The 14,164-nt window shown below is 32.0% G+C and carries 14 protein-coding genes; 9 read left to right on the forward strand and 5 right to left on the reverse strand.

From position 1 onward, the window contains the following. Positions 1 to 30 precede the first annotated feature (30 nt). The 4 genes from porM to NLG42_RS08940 all read left to right on the forward strand — a co-directional run bounded on the left by porM (position 31) and on the right by NLG42_RS08940 (position 4,905). Positions 31 to 1,566, forward strand: coding sequence for a type IX secretion system motor protein PorM/GldM (porM, locus tag NLG42_RS08925; RefSeq protein ID WP_257683515.1), 1,536 nt, complete (start codon positions 31 to 33; stop codon positions 1,564 to 1,566). 45 nt (positions 1,567 to 1,611) lie between these two features. Beyond that, on the forward strand, positions 1,612 to 2,601 hold the full coding sequence (porN, locus tag NLG42_RS08930; protein ID WP_089053981.1) for a type IX secretion system ring subunit PorN/GldN: 990 nt from the start codon (positions 1,612 to 1,614) through the stop codon (positions 2,599 to 2,601). Between the two features lie 187 nt (positions 2,602 to 2,788). Then, positions 2,789 to 3,778 carry a type IX secretion system ring subunit PorN/GldN gene (porN, locus tag NLG42_RS08935; protein WP_089058324.1) on the forward strand — a complete coding sequence of 330 codons (990 nt, stop codon included), beginning with the start codon at positions 2,789 to 2,791 and terminating at the stop codon, positions 3,776 to 3,778. Between the two features lie 77 nt (positions 3,779 to 3,855). Then, positions 3,856 to 4,905, forward strand: coding sequence for an NAD(P)/FAD-dependent oxidoreductase (locus NLG42_RS08940; protein ID WP_257683516.1), 1,050 nt, complete (start codon positions 3,856 to 3,858; stop codon positions 4,903 to 4,905). Between the two features lies 1 nt (position 4,906). On the opposite strand, the gene NLG42_RS08945 is transcribed toward NLG42_RS08940, so the two are convergent. Beyond that, entirely contained in the window at positions 4,907 to 5,290 is a 384-nt protein-coding gene (locus NLG42_RS08945) for a DUF983 domain-containing protein (protein ID WP_089053978.1), read from the reverse strand. Between the two features lie 66 nt (positions 5,291 to 5,356). Here NLG42_RS08945 and abc-f point away from each other — a divergent pair, with 66 nt between their 5' ends. Beyond that, entirely contained in the window at positions 5,357 to 7,270 is a 1,914-nt protein-coding gene (gene abc-f, locus NLG42_RS08950; protein ID WP_257683517.1) for a ribosomal protection-like ABC-F family protein, read from the forward strand. A 65-nt stretch (positions 7,271 to 7,335) separates the two neighbouring features. On the opposite strand, the gene NLG42_RS08955 is transcribed toward abc-f, so the two are convergent. Further along, complete coding sequence (locus NLG42_RS08955) at positions 7,336 to 8,295, reverse strand: App1 family protein (protein ID WP_099720194.1); 960 nt, start codon at positions 8,293 to 8,295, stop codon at positions 7,336 to 7,338. A gap of 63 nt (positions 8,296 to 8,358) precedes the next feature. Between NLG42_RS08955 and NLG42_RS08960 the strand changes: the two genes are divergently transcribed. After that, positions 8,359 to 9,228 (forward strand): diacylglycerol/lipid kinase family protein, encoded by an 870-nt coding sequence (locus NLG42_RS08960; RefSeq protein ID WP_257683518.1) that lies wholly within the window; start codon positions 8,359 to 8,361, stop codon positions 9,226 to 9,228. A 228-nt stretch (positions 9,229 to 9,456) separates the two neighbouring features. Here NLG42_RS08960 and NLG42_RS08965 read toward each other — a convergent pair whose 3' ends face one another. Both NLG42_RS08965 and NLG42_RS08970 read right to left on the reverse strand, forming a co-directional pair. Continuing rightward, positions 9,457 to 10,602: a GNAT family N-acetyltransferase gene (locus tag NLG42_RS08965; protein WP_257683519.1), complete on the reverse strand. Its 1,146-nt coding sequence runs from the start codon at positions 10,600 to 10,602 to the stop codon at positions 9,457 to 9,459. Positions 10,603 to 10,720: 118 nt separating this feature from the next. Then, complete coding sequence (locus NLG42_RS08970; protein ID WP_089053973.1) at positions 10,721 to 11,209, reverse strand: DUF1761 domain-containing protein; 489 nt, start codon at positions 11,207 to 11,209, stop codon at positions 10,721 to 10,723. 187 nt (positions 11,210 to 11,396) lie between these two features. Between NLG42_RS08970 and NLG42_RS08975 the strand changes: the two genes are divergently transcribed. Continuing rightward, a complete protein-coding gene (locus NLG42_RS08975) occupies positions 11,397 to 12,182 on the forward strand; it encodes a leucine-rich repeat domain-containing protein (RefSeq protein WP_257683520.1) in 786 nt (261 codons plus the stop codon). Positions 12,183 to 12,439: 257 nt separating this feature from the next. Beyond that, positions 12,440 to 12,745 carry a hypothetical protein gene (locus NLG42_RS08980; RefSeq protein WP_089058279.1) on the forward strand — a complete coding sequence of 102 codons (306 nt, stop codon included), beginning with the start codon at positions 12,440 to 12,442 and terminating at the stop codon, positions 12,743 to 12,745. Between the two features lie 66 nt (positions 12,746 to 12,811). Here the strand turns inward: NLG42_RS08980 and NLG42_RS08985 are convergent, their stop codons facing one another. Further along, entirely contained in the window at positions 12,812 to 13,105 is a 294-nt protein-coding gene (locus NLG42_RS08985) for a GNAT family N-acetyltransferase (RefSeq protein ID WP_089058280.1), read from the reverse strand. Positions 13,106 to 13,298: 193 nt separating this feature from the next. Between NLG42_RS08985 and NLG42_RS08990 the strand changes: the two genes are divergently transcribed. After that, positions 13,299 to 14,150, forward strand: a complete 852-nt coding sequence (locus NLG42_RS08990) for a helix-turn-helix domain-containing protein (RefSeq protein WP_257683521.1) — start codon at positions 13,299 to 13,301, stop codon at positions 14,148 to 14,150. The last annotated feature ends 14 nt before the right edge of the window (positions 14,151 to 14,164 follow it).

Raw genomic sequence — 14,164 nt, forward strand, 5'->3', positions numbered from 1 at the left:
AAATTTATTAATAAGAACTAATTAGAAAAAATGGCAGGAGGAAAATTAACCCCTAGACAGAAGATGATTAACCTGATGTATCTGGTTTTCATCGCAATGTTAGCAATGAACGTATCAAAAGAAGTTATATCTGCTTTTGGTTTGATGAACGAAAAATTTGAAGCAGCAAACACTTCTTCAGTTAAAACAAATGGAGATTTGTTAAAAACTTTAGATTTAAAAGCATCTGAATCTAAAGGAGAGTTTACTGAGGCTGCAGGTATTGCACATAAAGTACAAACGATTTCAAAAGATTTTTATGCTTACATAGGCACTTTAAAAGCACAGTCTATTAATGGTTTTGAAATCGATGAAGAAACTGGAAAATTACCTTACGAGTCTATGGACAGAGGTGATAATATCGATGACTGGTTTACAGGAGACGGTTACACTGCAAAAGGTAATGAAATAATTGCAAAAATAGAAAAGTATAAAGCAGATATGAAAGCTGCTTTAGGATCTAAATATGCCGATATTTCTAATGAGGTTTCTAAGAAATTTGATGTTTCAGACGTAAAAAACAAAGAAGGTATAAAAGAAAAATACTTAGCTTATCATTTTAAAGGTTTTCCTGCAATTGCATCTGCCGCTAAACTTTCTGCTTGGCAAAATGATGTGAATAAAATTGAAGCGGATGTCTACAACCGTGCTTTAGGAAAAGCGGCTGTTGATGAATCTTCATACAGCAAATTTGAAGCTATCGTAGTTTTAGATAAAAATGCTTATTTCCAGGGAGAAAAAGTTACTGGTAAAGTAGTTTTAGGAAAATACGACCCAAATGCTCAGTTTAGCGGATTTCAAGGTCCTGGTAAATTAGTGAATGGACAAGCAGTATTAGAAATGACTGCTGGTGGTGTTGGAGAACAAAAAATTGGAGGTTCTTTCAATTTTATGGAAAATGGTAAACCAATCAAGTTACCTTTCAACGGAACTTACGTTGTTGTTCCTCGCCCAAATTCTGCTACAATTTCTGCTGATAAAATGAATGTTGTATATAGAGGGGTTGTTAATCCAATCTCTGTATCATTCGCAGGTGTTGCTGATAATAAAGTTGTAGCTAGCGCCCCAGGATTATCATCAGCTGGTAAACCGGGAAAATATAACATGAATCCAGGTTCAGGTACAGAAGCTACAATTTCTGTAACAGGAACATTACCAAATGGAGATAAAGTTTCTGATAAGAAAACTTTCAGAATTAAGGGTATTCCTGGTCCAACAGGAACAATTAGAGGCGAGATGGGTGTTGTAAAAGGACCTAAATCTAACTTAGAAATTGCTACTATTGGAGCTAAATTACTTGATTTTGATTTTGAAGTTGGTTTAGATGTTGTAGGATTTAATATGAAAATTGCTGGACAGCCTACGGTTGTTGTAAGCGGAAACAGATTAAATGCTCAATGTAAACAAGTTCTTTCTAGAGCTGGTAAAGGAGACCAAGTTACTATTTCTGAAATTAAAACTAAACTTGTTGGAGCTGGTAGTTATTTATTGCCAAGAACTGCTCCGGTAATTTACGAAATACAATAATATAAGTAGTGAAAACTACATTCAATATCTTATAATGATACCACGATGAAAGTAAGAAATTTTTTAATAGCTATTGTTTCTATCGCTGGAGGTTTAACTTCTAATGCGCAATCTAATTTGCTTAACGCGAAAACACCAGCCCAAATTGGACTTAAAACTCCTGCTCAGCTTATCTCTGATAACGATAAGCCATTAGCTTATGGTTATGTGGACGATAGAGATGTTTTGATGGGAAAAACTACTTGGGAAATTATTGATTTAAATGAAAAAATCAATTTTCCATTATACTTTCCTATAGATACAGCTAATATTGGTTCAGATAGACGTTCGCTTTACGACGTTTTGACGAAAGCTATCAAAAAAGGTAAAATAACTGAAGTGTACAGCGATAGTTATTTCAATACTAAAAAGTCTATGAAAGACATCGAAGGTGCATTGTCTCGTATTGATACAACAGATGCTGGTAGAGAATTAATCAACCAATATCCGGATGATTATAAAACACGTGTCGTTAAGAAAAAAGTTGTTACTGGTACTGGTAAGAAAAAAGTTGTTTCTTATGTAGACGAAACAGTTGGTCCAACAAGATCTGTACCTGCAGAATATATTTTGAAACAAGATTTAACTGCTGCTGATGTTACGCAATACAAGATTAAAGGATACTGGTATTTTGACAAACGTCAAAGTGAATTGAAGTATCGTTTACTTGGAATTTGTCCTGTAACGCCAGACGTTTATACAATGAATAGTGACGAAAAGGATTATATCGAATTATTTTGGGTTTTCTTCCCGAATGCTCGTGAAGCGCTGCATGAAGCAAAAGCTTTCAATGATAACAATTCGGCATTGCCAATTTCATTTGATCAGATACTAAATTCTCGTCGTTTTAACGCAGTTGTTTACAAAGAGGAGAACTTATATGGAGACAGAGCAATCAGTGACTATATGAAGGATAATGCTCAAAATCAATTGTTAGAATCTGAAAGAGTAAAAGAGAAGATTCGTAACTTCGAGCAAGATATGTGGAACTATTAAGTATCTATATTAAATTTTAAGAAAAACTCTTACTACCTTTGTAGTAAGAGTTTTTTTATTTTAACTACTATTTATGCCTCTTTAAATTCTGCCTTTTTTGAGGATGAAATAATTTTTTAACGAGTTGTAGGAAAAATAACAACAAACTTCGTATTTTTGCGTTATAACGTCTTATAATTAAATTATGATGAGAGTAACAAGATTTTTAATGGTGTTTGTTTTTATTGTGGGAAGCTTTGCTTCAAACGCACAATCAAATTTGCTTAATGCTAAGACAGTTGCTCAAATTGGGCAAAAATCTCCTGGAAGGTTGATTTCAGATAATGATAAACCATTATCTTACGGTTATGTAGATGATCGTGATGTATTGATGGGGAAGACGACATGGGAGATTATTGATTTGAATGAAAAAATCAATTTTCCATTTTATTTTCCTGTAGATACCGCAAACATTGGTCCAGAAAGACGTTCACTTTATGATGTTTTGACAAAAGCGATCAGACAAGGTAAAATAACAGAAGTGTATTCTGATAGTTATTTTAATACCAAAAAATCAATGAAAGACATTGAAGGCTCTTTGACTCGCGTTGATACTACAGACGCAGGTAGAGAACTTATTAATCAGTATCCAGATGATTATAAATCGCGTGTCGTTAAGAAAAAAGTTGTTACAGGTACTGGTAAGAAAAAAGTTGTTTCTTATGTAGACCAAACAATAGGTCCAACAAGAACTGTTCCTGCTGAATATATCTTAAAGCAAGATCTTACCGCTGCTGATGTTACACAGTACAAGATTAAAGGGTATTGGTATTTTGATAAACGTCAGAGTGAATTGAAGTATCGCTTACTTGGAATTTGTCCTGTAACTCCAGATGTTTATACTATGAATAGCGACGAAAAAGATTATATCGAATTGTTCTGGGTGTTTTTTCCAAATGCTCGAGATGTTCTAAATCAAGCAAAAGCTTTTAATGATAAAAACTCGGCGGCACCAATTTCATTTGATCAGGTTTTAAATTCTAGACGTTTTAATTCTATAATTTATAAAGAAGAAAATATGTATGGTGATCGTGAAATAAAAGATTACATGAAAAATAATGCTCAAGAGCAATTATTAGAGTCTGAAAGAGTAAAAGAGAAAATACGAAATTTCGAAGAAGATATGTGGAACTACTAATTTTCTAATATTAAATTATAAACGAAACTCTTACTATCTTTGTAGTAAGAGTTTTTTTATCTTATCTATACAACAACATGTTTGATTATATTATCGTTGGATCTGGTTTGGCAGGAATTTCATTTGCAGAGATTGCACTTAGAAACAACAAGTCTATTTTAGTAATTAGTGATAACTCTCAAAATTCATCCCGAGTTGCGGGAGGATTGTATAATCCAGTTATTTTGAAGCGTTTTAGCGAGGTTTGGAAGGCAGAGGAGCAGTTAGTATTAATGGAAGATTTTTATAATCATATTGAGACTAAACTAAAAGCGAAATTTAATTTTAAACTCCCAATTCTTAGAAAATTTTTCTCGATAGAAGAGCAAAATAATTGGTTTGCAGCTTCAGATAAGCCTCTTTTAGCACCATTTCTTTCAACGAATTTAATCTTTACAAAATATTTTGGCATAGATTCTCCTTTTGATTACGGCGAAGTTTTGCATACAGGTTATGTTGATACTTCTCTTTTATTAGATAAATACAAAGAATATCTTTTAGAAAGTGATTTGTTGCTGCAAGAATCTTTTGATTACTCAAAACTAATAATTAATGATAATTCAGTTCAATATAAAGAGTATCAAGCAAAAAATGTAATTTTTGCAGAAGGTTTTGGACTTCATGCAAATCCGTTTTTTCAAGAATTGCCTTTGGATGGCACTAAAGGAGAGCTTTTGATTATAAAAGCACCAGAACTTGATTTAGATGTAATTGTAAACACCAGTGTCTTTATTCTGCCTTTAGGCGATCATTTATATAAAGTAGGAGCAACCTATAATTGGAAAGACAAAACAGATCTGCCAACGGAAGAAGGCAAGACAGAATTAGTCGAACGAATTAAGGAAATTATCAATTGTGATTTCGAAATTGTTTCTCATTTTGGAGGTGTTCGTCCAACTGTTCGCGACAGGCGTCCCATTATAGGAACACATGACAAACATCAATCACTTCATTTGTTAAATGGTCTGGGTACACGCGGTGTAATGTTAGGTCCTGCGATGGCTAAAGATTTATTTGATTTTATCGAAAACAAAAAACCATTAGATCCTACAATAGATATTCAGCGATTTTATAAAAAGAGAAAATAGATTATTTTCGATTTGTTTCTGGATCATAAGAAACAAACATGTTAATGTATAAATTTCTGGAAAGTCGTAAAACAAACGGAAATAATAGAATTAGTGTAATAACTATCGCTATAAAAGACTGCTCTATATTGGCTCCAAAAAATACAAAAGAAACAATAAAAGCAGCAATTCCTACGGCAACATTTAAACCATAACTAACATACATTGCGCCATAAAAAAATGAAGGTTCTATTTGATATTTGAAACCGCAATGGCTGCAATTCTCGTTCATTTTTAGAACATTAGTCAAATGAAGCGGATTTTTGTCTGAATACATGCTCTCATTTTGACATTTTGGACAACTTCCTGTTAAAATACTATTTAGTTTGGATCCTTTTTTTAACATTTGCAAAAAATTTAAAACAAAGGTACATTTTTGTACCAATACTGCTTGCAACAATAGTCACAAATTATGCTTAATATACACAATCTTTCGGTTTCTTTTGGAGGAACATATTTATTTGAAGAAGTTACTTTTCGTTTAGGTGCCGGCGACCGAGTTGGTCTTGTTGGTAAAAACGGAGCAGGTAAATCGACAATGCTAAAAATGTTAGCAAGAGATTTTGCTCCTGACTCGGGAGTTATCTCTCAAGAGAAAGATATCAGAATGGGATTTCTGCGTCAGGATATTGATTTTGAGCAAGGAAGAACCGTACTTGAAGAAGCGTATGAAGCTTTTACCGATATTAAAGTTGTAGAGAAGAAGCTGGAAGAAATCAATCATCAATTAGTTACAAGAACTGATTATGAAAGTGAGGAATACAGCCAGATCATTGAAGATTTGTCTGATTACACGCATCGTTTTGATCTTTTAGGAGGTTATAATTATGTTGGAGATACAGAGAAAATTCTTTTAGGTTTAGGTTTTAAAAGAGAAGTATTCAATAATCAAACCGAAACATTTTCTGGAGGTTGGAGAATGCGTATCGAATTAGCAAAATTACTTTTGCAGGCAAACGATGTACTGCTTCTGGATGAGCCAACCAACCACTTAGATATCGAAAGTATCATTTGGTTAGAGAATTTCCTTCGTAATTACCCTGGAGTTGTAGTAATTGTATCCCACGATAAAATGTTCCTTGATAATGTTACAAACCGTACAATCGAAATCTCTTTAGGAAAAGCATACGACTTTAATAAACCTTATTCTCAATATTTAGAATTACGTCATGAAATTCGCGAAAAGCAATTGGCAACGCAAAAAAATCAGGCGAAGAAAATTGAAGAAACAGAAAAATTAATCGAAAAATTCCGTGCAAAAGCCTCAAAAGCTTCAATGGCGCAATCGTTGATTAAAAAGTTAGATAAAGTTGAAAGAATCGAAGTTGATGAAGATGATAATTCAGTAATGAACATCTCATTTCCAGTTTCAAAAGAACCTGGAAAAGTTGTTATTGAAGCTGAAGATGTAACAAAAAGTTACGGCGATAAAATCATCTTAAAGGATATTAGTTTATTAGTAGAACGAGGCAGTAAAATTGCTTTTGTCGGCCAAAACGGACAAGGAAAGTCGACTTTCATTAAAGCATTGGTTAATGAATTTGAGTACCAAGGAAATATCAAATTAGGACATAATGTACAACTAGGTTATTTTGCACAGAATCAAGCTGAATACTTAGATGGCGAAATTACTTTGCTTCAAACGATGGAAGATGCGGCGACAGATACAAATCGCTCTAAAGTTCGTGATATGTTAGGTTCGTTTTTGTTCCGTGGAGACGATGTTGAGAAAAAAGTAAAAGTGCTTTCTGGAGGAGAACGTAACCGTTTGGCACTTTGTAAACTATTATTACAGCCAATCAATGTGTTGTTGATGGATGAGCCTACAAACCACTTAGATATTAAATCTAAAAACGTTTTAAAGGCGGCACTTCAAAAATTTGGCGGAACTTTATTGTTAGTTTCTCACGACAGGGATTTCTTGCAGGGAATGTCGAATATTGTTTATGAATTCAAAGATCAAAAAATCAGAGAATATTTAGGAGATATTAATTTTTTCTTAGAGCAGCGTAATTTAGAAAATATGCGTGAAGTCGAGAAAAAAGATGTTGTAAAAACAGCAGCTCCAAAAGAAAATAATAAAACTTCTTACGAAGATCAGAAAAAAGGAAAAGCGCTTCAAAACCGTTTGAGTAAAGTCGAAAGTCAAATCAAACAGTTAGAAAAAGACATTCAGCATGACGATAAAATGCTGGCTTCTAATTATGACAAACATATCGAAGATGCTTCATTTTTTACCGCTTATAATAAAAAGAAACAAGATCTTGACCAATTGCTTTTAGATTGGGAGATCGTTCAGGAAGAGATTGATAATTTTAATGCTTAATATTAGAATTGTTTCAAGTTTAAAGTTTCACGTTACAGAACCTGAAACTTTAAACCTGAAACTATTTAAATAATTCCAATAGATTTAGAATGTGCAATTGCTTCACTGCTTTCTTTAAAATAGCAAACGGCAACATCAAGAGATTCTAAATTTTGCATTACTTTTTTTACTTCACCTTTCTGTGATTTACCAGTTTGTCTTATGTAAACAGCAACTACAGTAACGGGGAAAATTTTACAAATTCGCTCATATAAAATAGGATCCTGCTGCGAATCGTCACCCAATAATACATATTTAAGGTTCGGATAGAATTCTAAAACGTGTTTTATCTTGTCAAATTTATGATCATGATTACCGCGTCCGCTCATAAAAAAGTCAGTAAGACTCCTTTTAATATCTTTTAGCAGAATTACAGCTCTCGGTAAATGGTGTATTTTGGCAAATTTCACAATAAATCGGTACAAATTCCATTCGCTGCTCGAGATAAAGAAAAAGGCATTCTCGCCCTCAGTATTATGACGTCCAGCAGAACTTAAAGCTTGATAATGCGATACAACATCTTTGAATACTCTGCGGTCGTTTACATTTTTAAAAAGTAGAATATATATTTTTCTAAAGATATTCTGAGTATGTGAAATCAAAAAAGTATCATCAATATCAGATATTATTCCTAAATTTCCTTTGTGCGGTCTAATGAAATTTGCTTTAGATACAATAATTTCCGAGTCATATTTTATGCTCACTTCGTATTCGATCCATCCAAAATGAGTTTCTTTTTCAAGCGGAATGCAAAATTTAAAATAACCATCTTCAAGCGTTTTTGTATGAATCTCTTGATTGCCATACTTTAAATAAACATCAAAATTTTCAAGTGTTTTTATCCTAAACTGATTGATAATTGAGCTGGCATTTTTGAAGTTTTTTTTCTGAAAATCGTAGTCGTAAGTTCTTTTAAAGACATGCCCCATTACAATTAATTCTTCTTCATTGGCATAACCTCGATATAATTGTAAAATTGGTTTCATTAATTCCGTACTTTTATAGAGTACTGTAAATTAATTATTTTAATTGGTTTTAAAAATAAAATTTTGAAAAAGAATATACTATTTGTTGTAAATCCTATTTCTGGAGATCTTGATAAAACAGATTTGATCGATGCTGTTAGAGAATTTGCAGCAGTAAATCATTTTGATTTGAGGGTTTATGAAACTACAGGAAAAAATGATCTAAAAGAGATACAAACATTATACAATCAATATAATCCAGAGCGAATTATCATTGCGGGAGGCGACGGCACAATTAAAATGGTAGCTGAAGCAATGGAGCAATACGATATAATTCTTGGGATTCTGCCAGCAGGTTCTGCAAATGGTCTTTCGGTCGATTTGAACTTGCCTTCAAGTATAGAAGAGAATCTCAGAATTGCATTTTTACATGATTATATCGAGATGGATATGATTTGTATAAACGGTAAAAAAAGTATTCATTTAAGTGACCTTGGTTTAAATGCCAATTTGGTAAAAAACTATGAGCAAAGTGATTTACGAGGTTTTTGGGGATATGCTTTGCAGGCATTTTCAGCTCTAAAAGAATCAGAGGAACCTTTTATTGCAACTATTCTGGCGAATAATGAAGAAGTTGAGCATACGGCAAGAATGCTTGTAATTGCCAATTCACAAAAGTATGGAACAGGAGTAGTTATTAATCCGAATGGTGCAATGAATGACGGAAAATTTGAATTAGTAATTTTAAAAAGTCTCGATTTATTGTTGATCGGAAAAATCATTACAGGGAATATGCCAATTGACTCTGATGATATTGTTATTATTTCAACAGATAAAGCAACTATAAAAACTGATTATCCAGTTAATTTTCAAATTGATGGTGAATATTGTGGAGCACAGACTAATCTAGAAGTTTATATTTTGCATAAGCAGATGAAAATAGCAATTCCGTAAGTGAAAATAGAATTTTAGTTTTACACTAAATTACCACAATCATTGTCATTTCGATCCCGAGGCTTCGGGAGAGAAGCCTTCGTAATAAACGCTATAAAGATTGGTTTTTCGTTGCGGAGTTACTCGCGGAGATTTGCTTCGTCTGTTCGCTATCGCGAGAGTCACTTGCGTCGAAATGACAAAAATGCGCAAACGAACTTTGAATTTAAGCTTTTACCAAAGTTTTGACTATTTAAAAGGATTTCGTTCCTGCCATTCCGTTTTAGGTTCCAGGTAATTAAAGAATCTGCCAATATTGTGATTGATTAATGTATTGCTGTGCGTAATTAAGCCATACATTTTTACTGGTTTCGCGCCCACAGAACTTTTAATTTCAAGAGCAGTTCGAGCAAATACAATTGATGAAAAACCTTGATTAATTGAATACGCAATCATATCGTAAAGCATATTTAAATAGAGCATTTTTTCGCGTTGAATACTTTCATCATATCCTAAAAAATAAGTATCCATTACAGCTCCATTCTTTATCAATGTGTTAAAACCAATTAGTTTTTCATCTAGAAAATAACCATAAAGCAAAAAATCATCTTTCATGATTTCTTTAAAAAAGCTAAAATGATTTCGAGCTAAGAAAAAAGTATTAAAAGGCGCATTTTTGGCCACATGAAAATACAACTCATAAATAACATCTTCATATTTTCGAATATCAGAAAGTGACATTTTTTTCTTTTCAATTCCTTTAGATTTTTTTCGTGCCCGTTTGTACTGATCTCGATATTTTTTTGACAAAGCGTCGATATAGTCTTGTTCGGTTTTCCAATTTCTATTGATTTCAAAAACCATATTGGGCTGAGTCGAAAAAGTATAATTGTTTTTAAATTCAGCTTGCAAAGGCTCAATTTCTTTTGCAGTAAAATCTTTTATACTCGTAATATGTACTTTTTTACCTTGTGATTTTAAATCTTTTTTGAGCTGTGTAATTGCTTTATGAAGTGTTTTAATTGCTTTTGCTTCTTTTATATTTGGACTAAAAGCAAAGGCATTTTGACCTGTCAGCATGTTGTTGCCAACAAATAAAACATGTGATGCAAAGTTTTTGAAAGCAAAATTACGAACAGAAGTTTTCAAGCATTGATCACGTTCACCAAAAGATTCCAGCTTTTCGGCAAATAAAAACTGAGTTAATGCAATTCCTAAAAGAGTTTCTTTATCAAAAATTCCAATAAAATGGCAGATCATATTTACAGGAGAAGAATTTTCGAGTATCTCGAGATATTCCCGTGTCAAAAAGATGTTATTATCAGCCAGCGAGTTCCATTCTAAAGGCAGTAACGAAGCGCTGTTGTAGATTTGAAAAGAATAAGTTGTATTCAAAAGAGAGTGCTAATTTGTTCAAAATTAGATAATTTTTATAAAAACTCAATTCCTTTAAGTAATTATTAAGAAAAGCCCGTTTGAATTTAATTTTTCAAACGGGTTAGTTCTTTGTTATTTATGCAAATCCGCAGATAATACCGCCCATTAAAGCAAGTGTAACCATCCAATAACCAGCATGAATAAAAATATATTTCCAAGACTTTCTTTCGAATAGTCCATTAATTCCAACAATTGGAAGTGCAAAAAATAAACCCGACATAAATCCGTGAAGTGCACCATGTTTAAAGGTGCGATATGCAGTGCCGTAATCGGCCATAAAAGCTTTAAATGAAGGTTTTGCTGCATCAATCAAAGGCGGACCGCCAACCATTCCGACAGCTCCAGATTGATGAATGGTTAATCCCATTAATATTACCGTAATCATCAAAGAAAAAATATAAGTAAACCCAAATATTTTGAGCATATTTCCAGTTTTAAGATCATCTTCGGTAAAATTATTTTCTTTCATCCAAATTGTACCAAATACTTTAGGATGGTACCAAATAAAACCAACTACCAACGTGACAATTGCGGCTAATAAAAGCGCAGAGAAGTGAATTTCCATATTATGAGGTTTTTATAATTAGTTGATTCAAAAATAGTTAAAAAAATGATTATGTTGCTAAAAGTTAAAAAAGTAGTAAAAATAATACATGGTTTTTATTTGTTAACACTTTATCGACAATATATGCTTTATATCTAGTAATTGCCTAATTTTGATAATAGAAAAATCTAATTCCCCAAAATTAGTTATGAAAAGCTTAACTACTCTTTTTTTAGCGCTTGTTTTTTCTCTAAATACTTTTGCAGATACTGTTTCAGATAAAGAGAAAGAGGCGTTACTAAAATTTTATCATGCTACAAATGGCTCCCAATGGAAGATAAAATGGGATCTATCGATTTCTATTTCAACTTGGTATGGTGTTGAAATAGAAAATGGAAAAGTAGCAGGACTTAATCTGCCAGACAATAATCTGCAGGGAGAATTACCTCTTGAGTTTTTTGATTTAGTCAATTTAGAAAGGATTGATCTTCATAAAAATAAATTGACGGGAACATTGCCAAATGCTGTCAGCGGTTTTAAAGAACTTGAAGTTCTAGATATTTCATCTAATAAAATATCAGGCCAATTGCCTTTAAATTTTGGGAATTTAAAAAAGTTAGAAATACTTTCATTGTTCGATAATGAAATTGAAGGACAACTGCCTAGCTCAATATATACAATTACAACCTTAAAAGTACTGCTTTTAAACAGTAATAAATTCTATGGAAACTTAAGTAAAGAGATATTGAATTTAAATGCTTTGCAAAACCTAAGTTTATTTAATAACAGTTTTGACGGCGAAATTCCCGAAGAACTGGAAAAATTAAAAAACTTATCAGAGATGAATCTTTCATACAATAAATTTAAAGGAGCAGTTTCAAAAAAACTAACCTTGCTGGATTCGTTGAATATGACAATGTTTGATGAAGATGGAAATCCATTTTTATTAGATTTAATTGAAGAAAAAATACCCGAAAATATTATCGCAAATTAATCGTGCTTATGAATGAATTTTACTCGTTGAAAAAAGTTGATTAAATATATTTAGTTAATTGCCGAAAAACCGTAATTCTTTACGGTTTTTTTTATTTAATTTTTTGAGTTTATGAATTGTTAAAAGGCATTGCAGTTATTTTTATTGTTTTAATTTTGTCAAATAAATTTGATGTTAGTTTTTAAAACATTCATTTTTTTTCATAACTTTAAATATGAGTAAAGAGAAAAACATATAACCTTTTTAATTATAAAATTATGGTATTACAATATCAAGGTGAACAACACGGAAAAGCGACTACTTTTACAATAAGAATTATTGGTAACAACTTGTCAAAAAGCAGCTCTAATTATCAGATTGATTTATTAATAGGAGATAATAAACTGCCTACTTTTACTACTTCAATTCATCAAAGTCTGTCGAATTGCTTGAAAGAAATTTACTTGTTTAGAAAACATAACGGAATCAAGTTTAATGAAGCATCAGAAAAGATAACTTCACTTTATGTGCCTTATGATAAGGTTTTGTACAATTATAATAAACATGCACTGTTTATGGCTTAATAAGCCATTTAATATTATATATAAAAAGACTGCTCGCTTGGGCAGTCTTTTTTTGTTTTATCAGTTTTATAATTCTTTATTATGAAATAATGAATTAGCTTGATATTCTGGATGTTTATCGATGTAAGCCTTTATGTAAGGACAATACGGTTTTACCTTAAGATGATTTTCTTCTGCATAATCCAAAACATATTTTGCTATATATGCGGCTAATCCTCGTCCAGATAATTCTGGCGGAACCTCAGTATGAATATAAGCAATACCGCCATCAAATAATTTGTATTGTTCAAACGCCATATGTCCATCTACGTGAATCTCAAAACGTTTGTCTTTTTCGTTGTTTATAACAGTATATTCCATAATTGATTTTTTTTAGTATTGTAAAATTAGTAAGTATAAAACCTAGTAGACTTAATCTATGACAAGAAATTTTAAAAAAGAGCATTGATCAACCTATTCTTTTCTAGTTTTTAAAAGTCAGTTCCCCAAAATAATACTCTAACTTTGAGTACTGCTTAAAAAGAGCAAATAGAATTTACAGAATAAATCATCAATGAAAGATAAAGAAAATAATCAAAAAGGTTGTTCAGTTCAGGAATGCAGTACAGATGATATTAATCATCTGGGCAGTTCGCCGCTTTACACGATATTTTTATTTGAAGGCAGCGGGAAAGTAAGCGTAGATTTAGTCGAGTACTCTTTTAATGGCAAAATTGTGCTGTTTTCAACGCCATACCAAATGGTTTATTTTAATGTAAAATCTCCAATTAAAGTTAGAAAACTGCAGTTTCACGGTGATTTTTACTGTATTGAATATCATAAAAAAGAAGTCGCCTGCAATGGACTTTTGTTTAATAATATTTATCAGCAGACTTTTATAAATCTTAAAGAAGAAGACTTTGCCGAAATTGATTCCATCTTGAGAAAAATGATAATCGAGCTTCAAGAGTCGAATACTTACGCTGCTGCAGTTGTAAAAGCGTATTTACAACTGATTTTGGCATTATGCAGTAAAATTAAATCTAAAGATAACAGTATCGAAGCAGAAAAGAATGCACATCATCCGTTGATGAATTTTAAGGAACTGCTGGAAAATAATTTTCATAAAGAAAGGCAGCCTTCTTTTTATGCTGCAAAAATGGGGATTTCTCCCAATAATTTTTCGAAGATCTGCAAGCAGTATTTCTTAAAAACACCGTCAACATTAATTCATGAAAGAGTAATACTTGAATCTAAAAAGTTAATTCATCTGACTTATAAGAGTATGAAAGAAATTGCGGCTGAATTGAATTTTGATGATGAGAATTATTTTAGCCGTTACTTTAAAAAACATACTGGAATTACGCCAACTGCTTTTCGTGAAAATGTTGGAATATCAATCGTAGCAGATTTGTCCAGACAATAGCCATATTTGTCCAT

Origin of the sequence: Flavobacterium plurextorum, assembly GCF_024638035.1 — a bacterium.
In the GTDB taxonomy this organism is placed as follows: Bacteria; Bacteroidota; Bacteroidia; order Flavobacteriales; family Flavobacteriaceae; genus Flavobacterium; species Flavobacterium plurextorum.

What these genes read in the sequence shown, in the direction of transcription:
- porM (WP_257683515.1), top strand. Translation starts at nt 31, where the DNA reads ATGGCAGGAGGAAAATTAACCCCTAGACAGAAGATGATTAACCTGATG.
- abc-f (WP_257683517.1), top strand. Translation starts at nt 5,357, where the DNA reads ATGCTTAATATACACAATCTTTCGGTTTCTTTTGGAGGAACATATTTA.
- porN (WP_089053981.1), top strand. Translation starts at nt 1,612, where the DNA reads ATGAAAGTAAGAAATTTTTTAATAGCTATTGTTTCTATCGCTGGAGGT.
- NLG42_RS08990 (WP_257683521.1), top strand. Translation starts at nt 13,299, where the DNA reads ATGAAAGATAAAGAAAATAATCAAAAAGGTTGTTCAGTTCAGGAATGC.
- NLG42_RS08955 (WP_099720194.1), bottom strand. Translation starts at nt 8,295, where the DNA reads ATGAAACCAATTTTACAATTATATCGAGGTTATGCCAATGAAGAAGAA.
- NLG42_RS08985 (WP_089058280.1), bottom strand. Translation starts at nt 13,105, where the DNA reads ATGGAATATACTGTTATAAACAACGAAAAAGACAAACGTTTTGAGATT.
- NLG42_RS08940 (WP_257683516.1), top strand. Translation starts at nt 3,856, where the DNA reads ATGTTTGATTATATTATCGTTGGATCTGGTTTGGCAGGAATTTCATTT.
- NLG42_RS08980 (WP_089058279.1), top strand. Translation starts at nt 12,440, where the DNA reads ATGGTATTACAATATCAAGGTGAACAACACGGAAAAGCGACTACTTTT.
- NLG42_RS08945 (WP_089053978.1), bottom strand. Translation starts at nt 5,290, where the DNA reads ATGTTAAAAAAAGGATCCAAACTAAATAGTATTTTAACAGGAAGTTGT.
- NLG42_RS08970 (WP_089053973.1), bottom strand. Translation starts at nt 11,209, where the DNA reads ATGGAAATTCACTTCTCTGCGCTTTTATTAGCCGCAATTGTCACGTTG.
- NLG42_RS08975 (WP_257683520.1), top strand. Translation starts at nt 11,397, where the DNA reads ATGAAAAGCTTAACTACTCTTTTTTTAGCGCTTGTTTTTTCTCTAAAT.
- porN (WP_089058324.1), top strand. Translation starts at nt 2,789, where the DNA reads ATGAGAGTAACAAGATTTTTAATGGTGTTTGTTTTTATTGTGGGAAGC.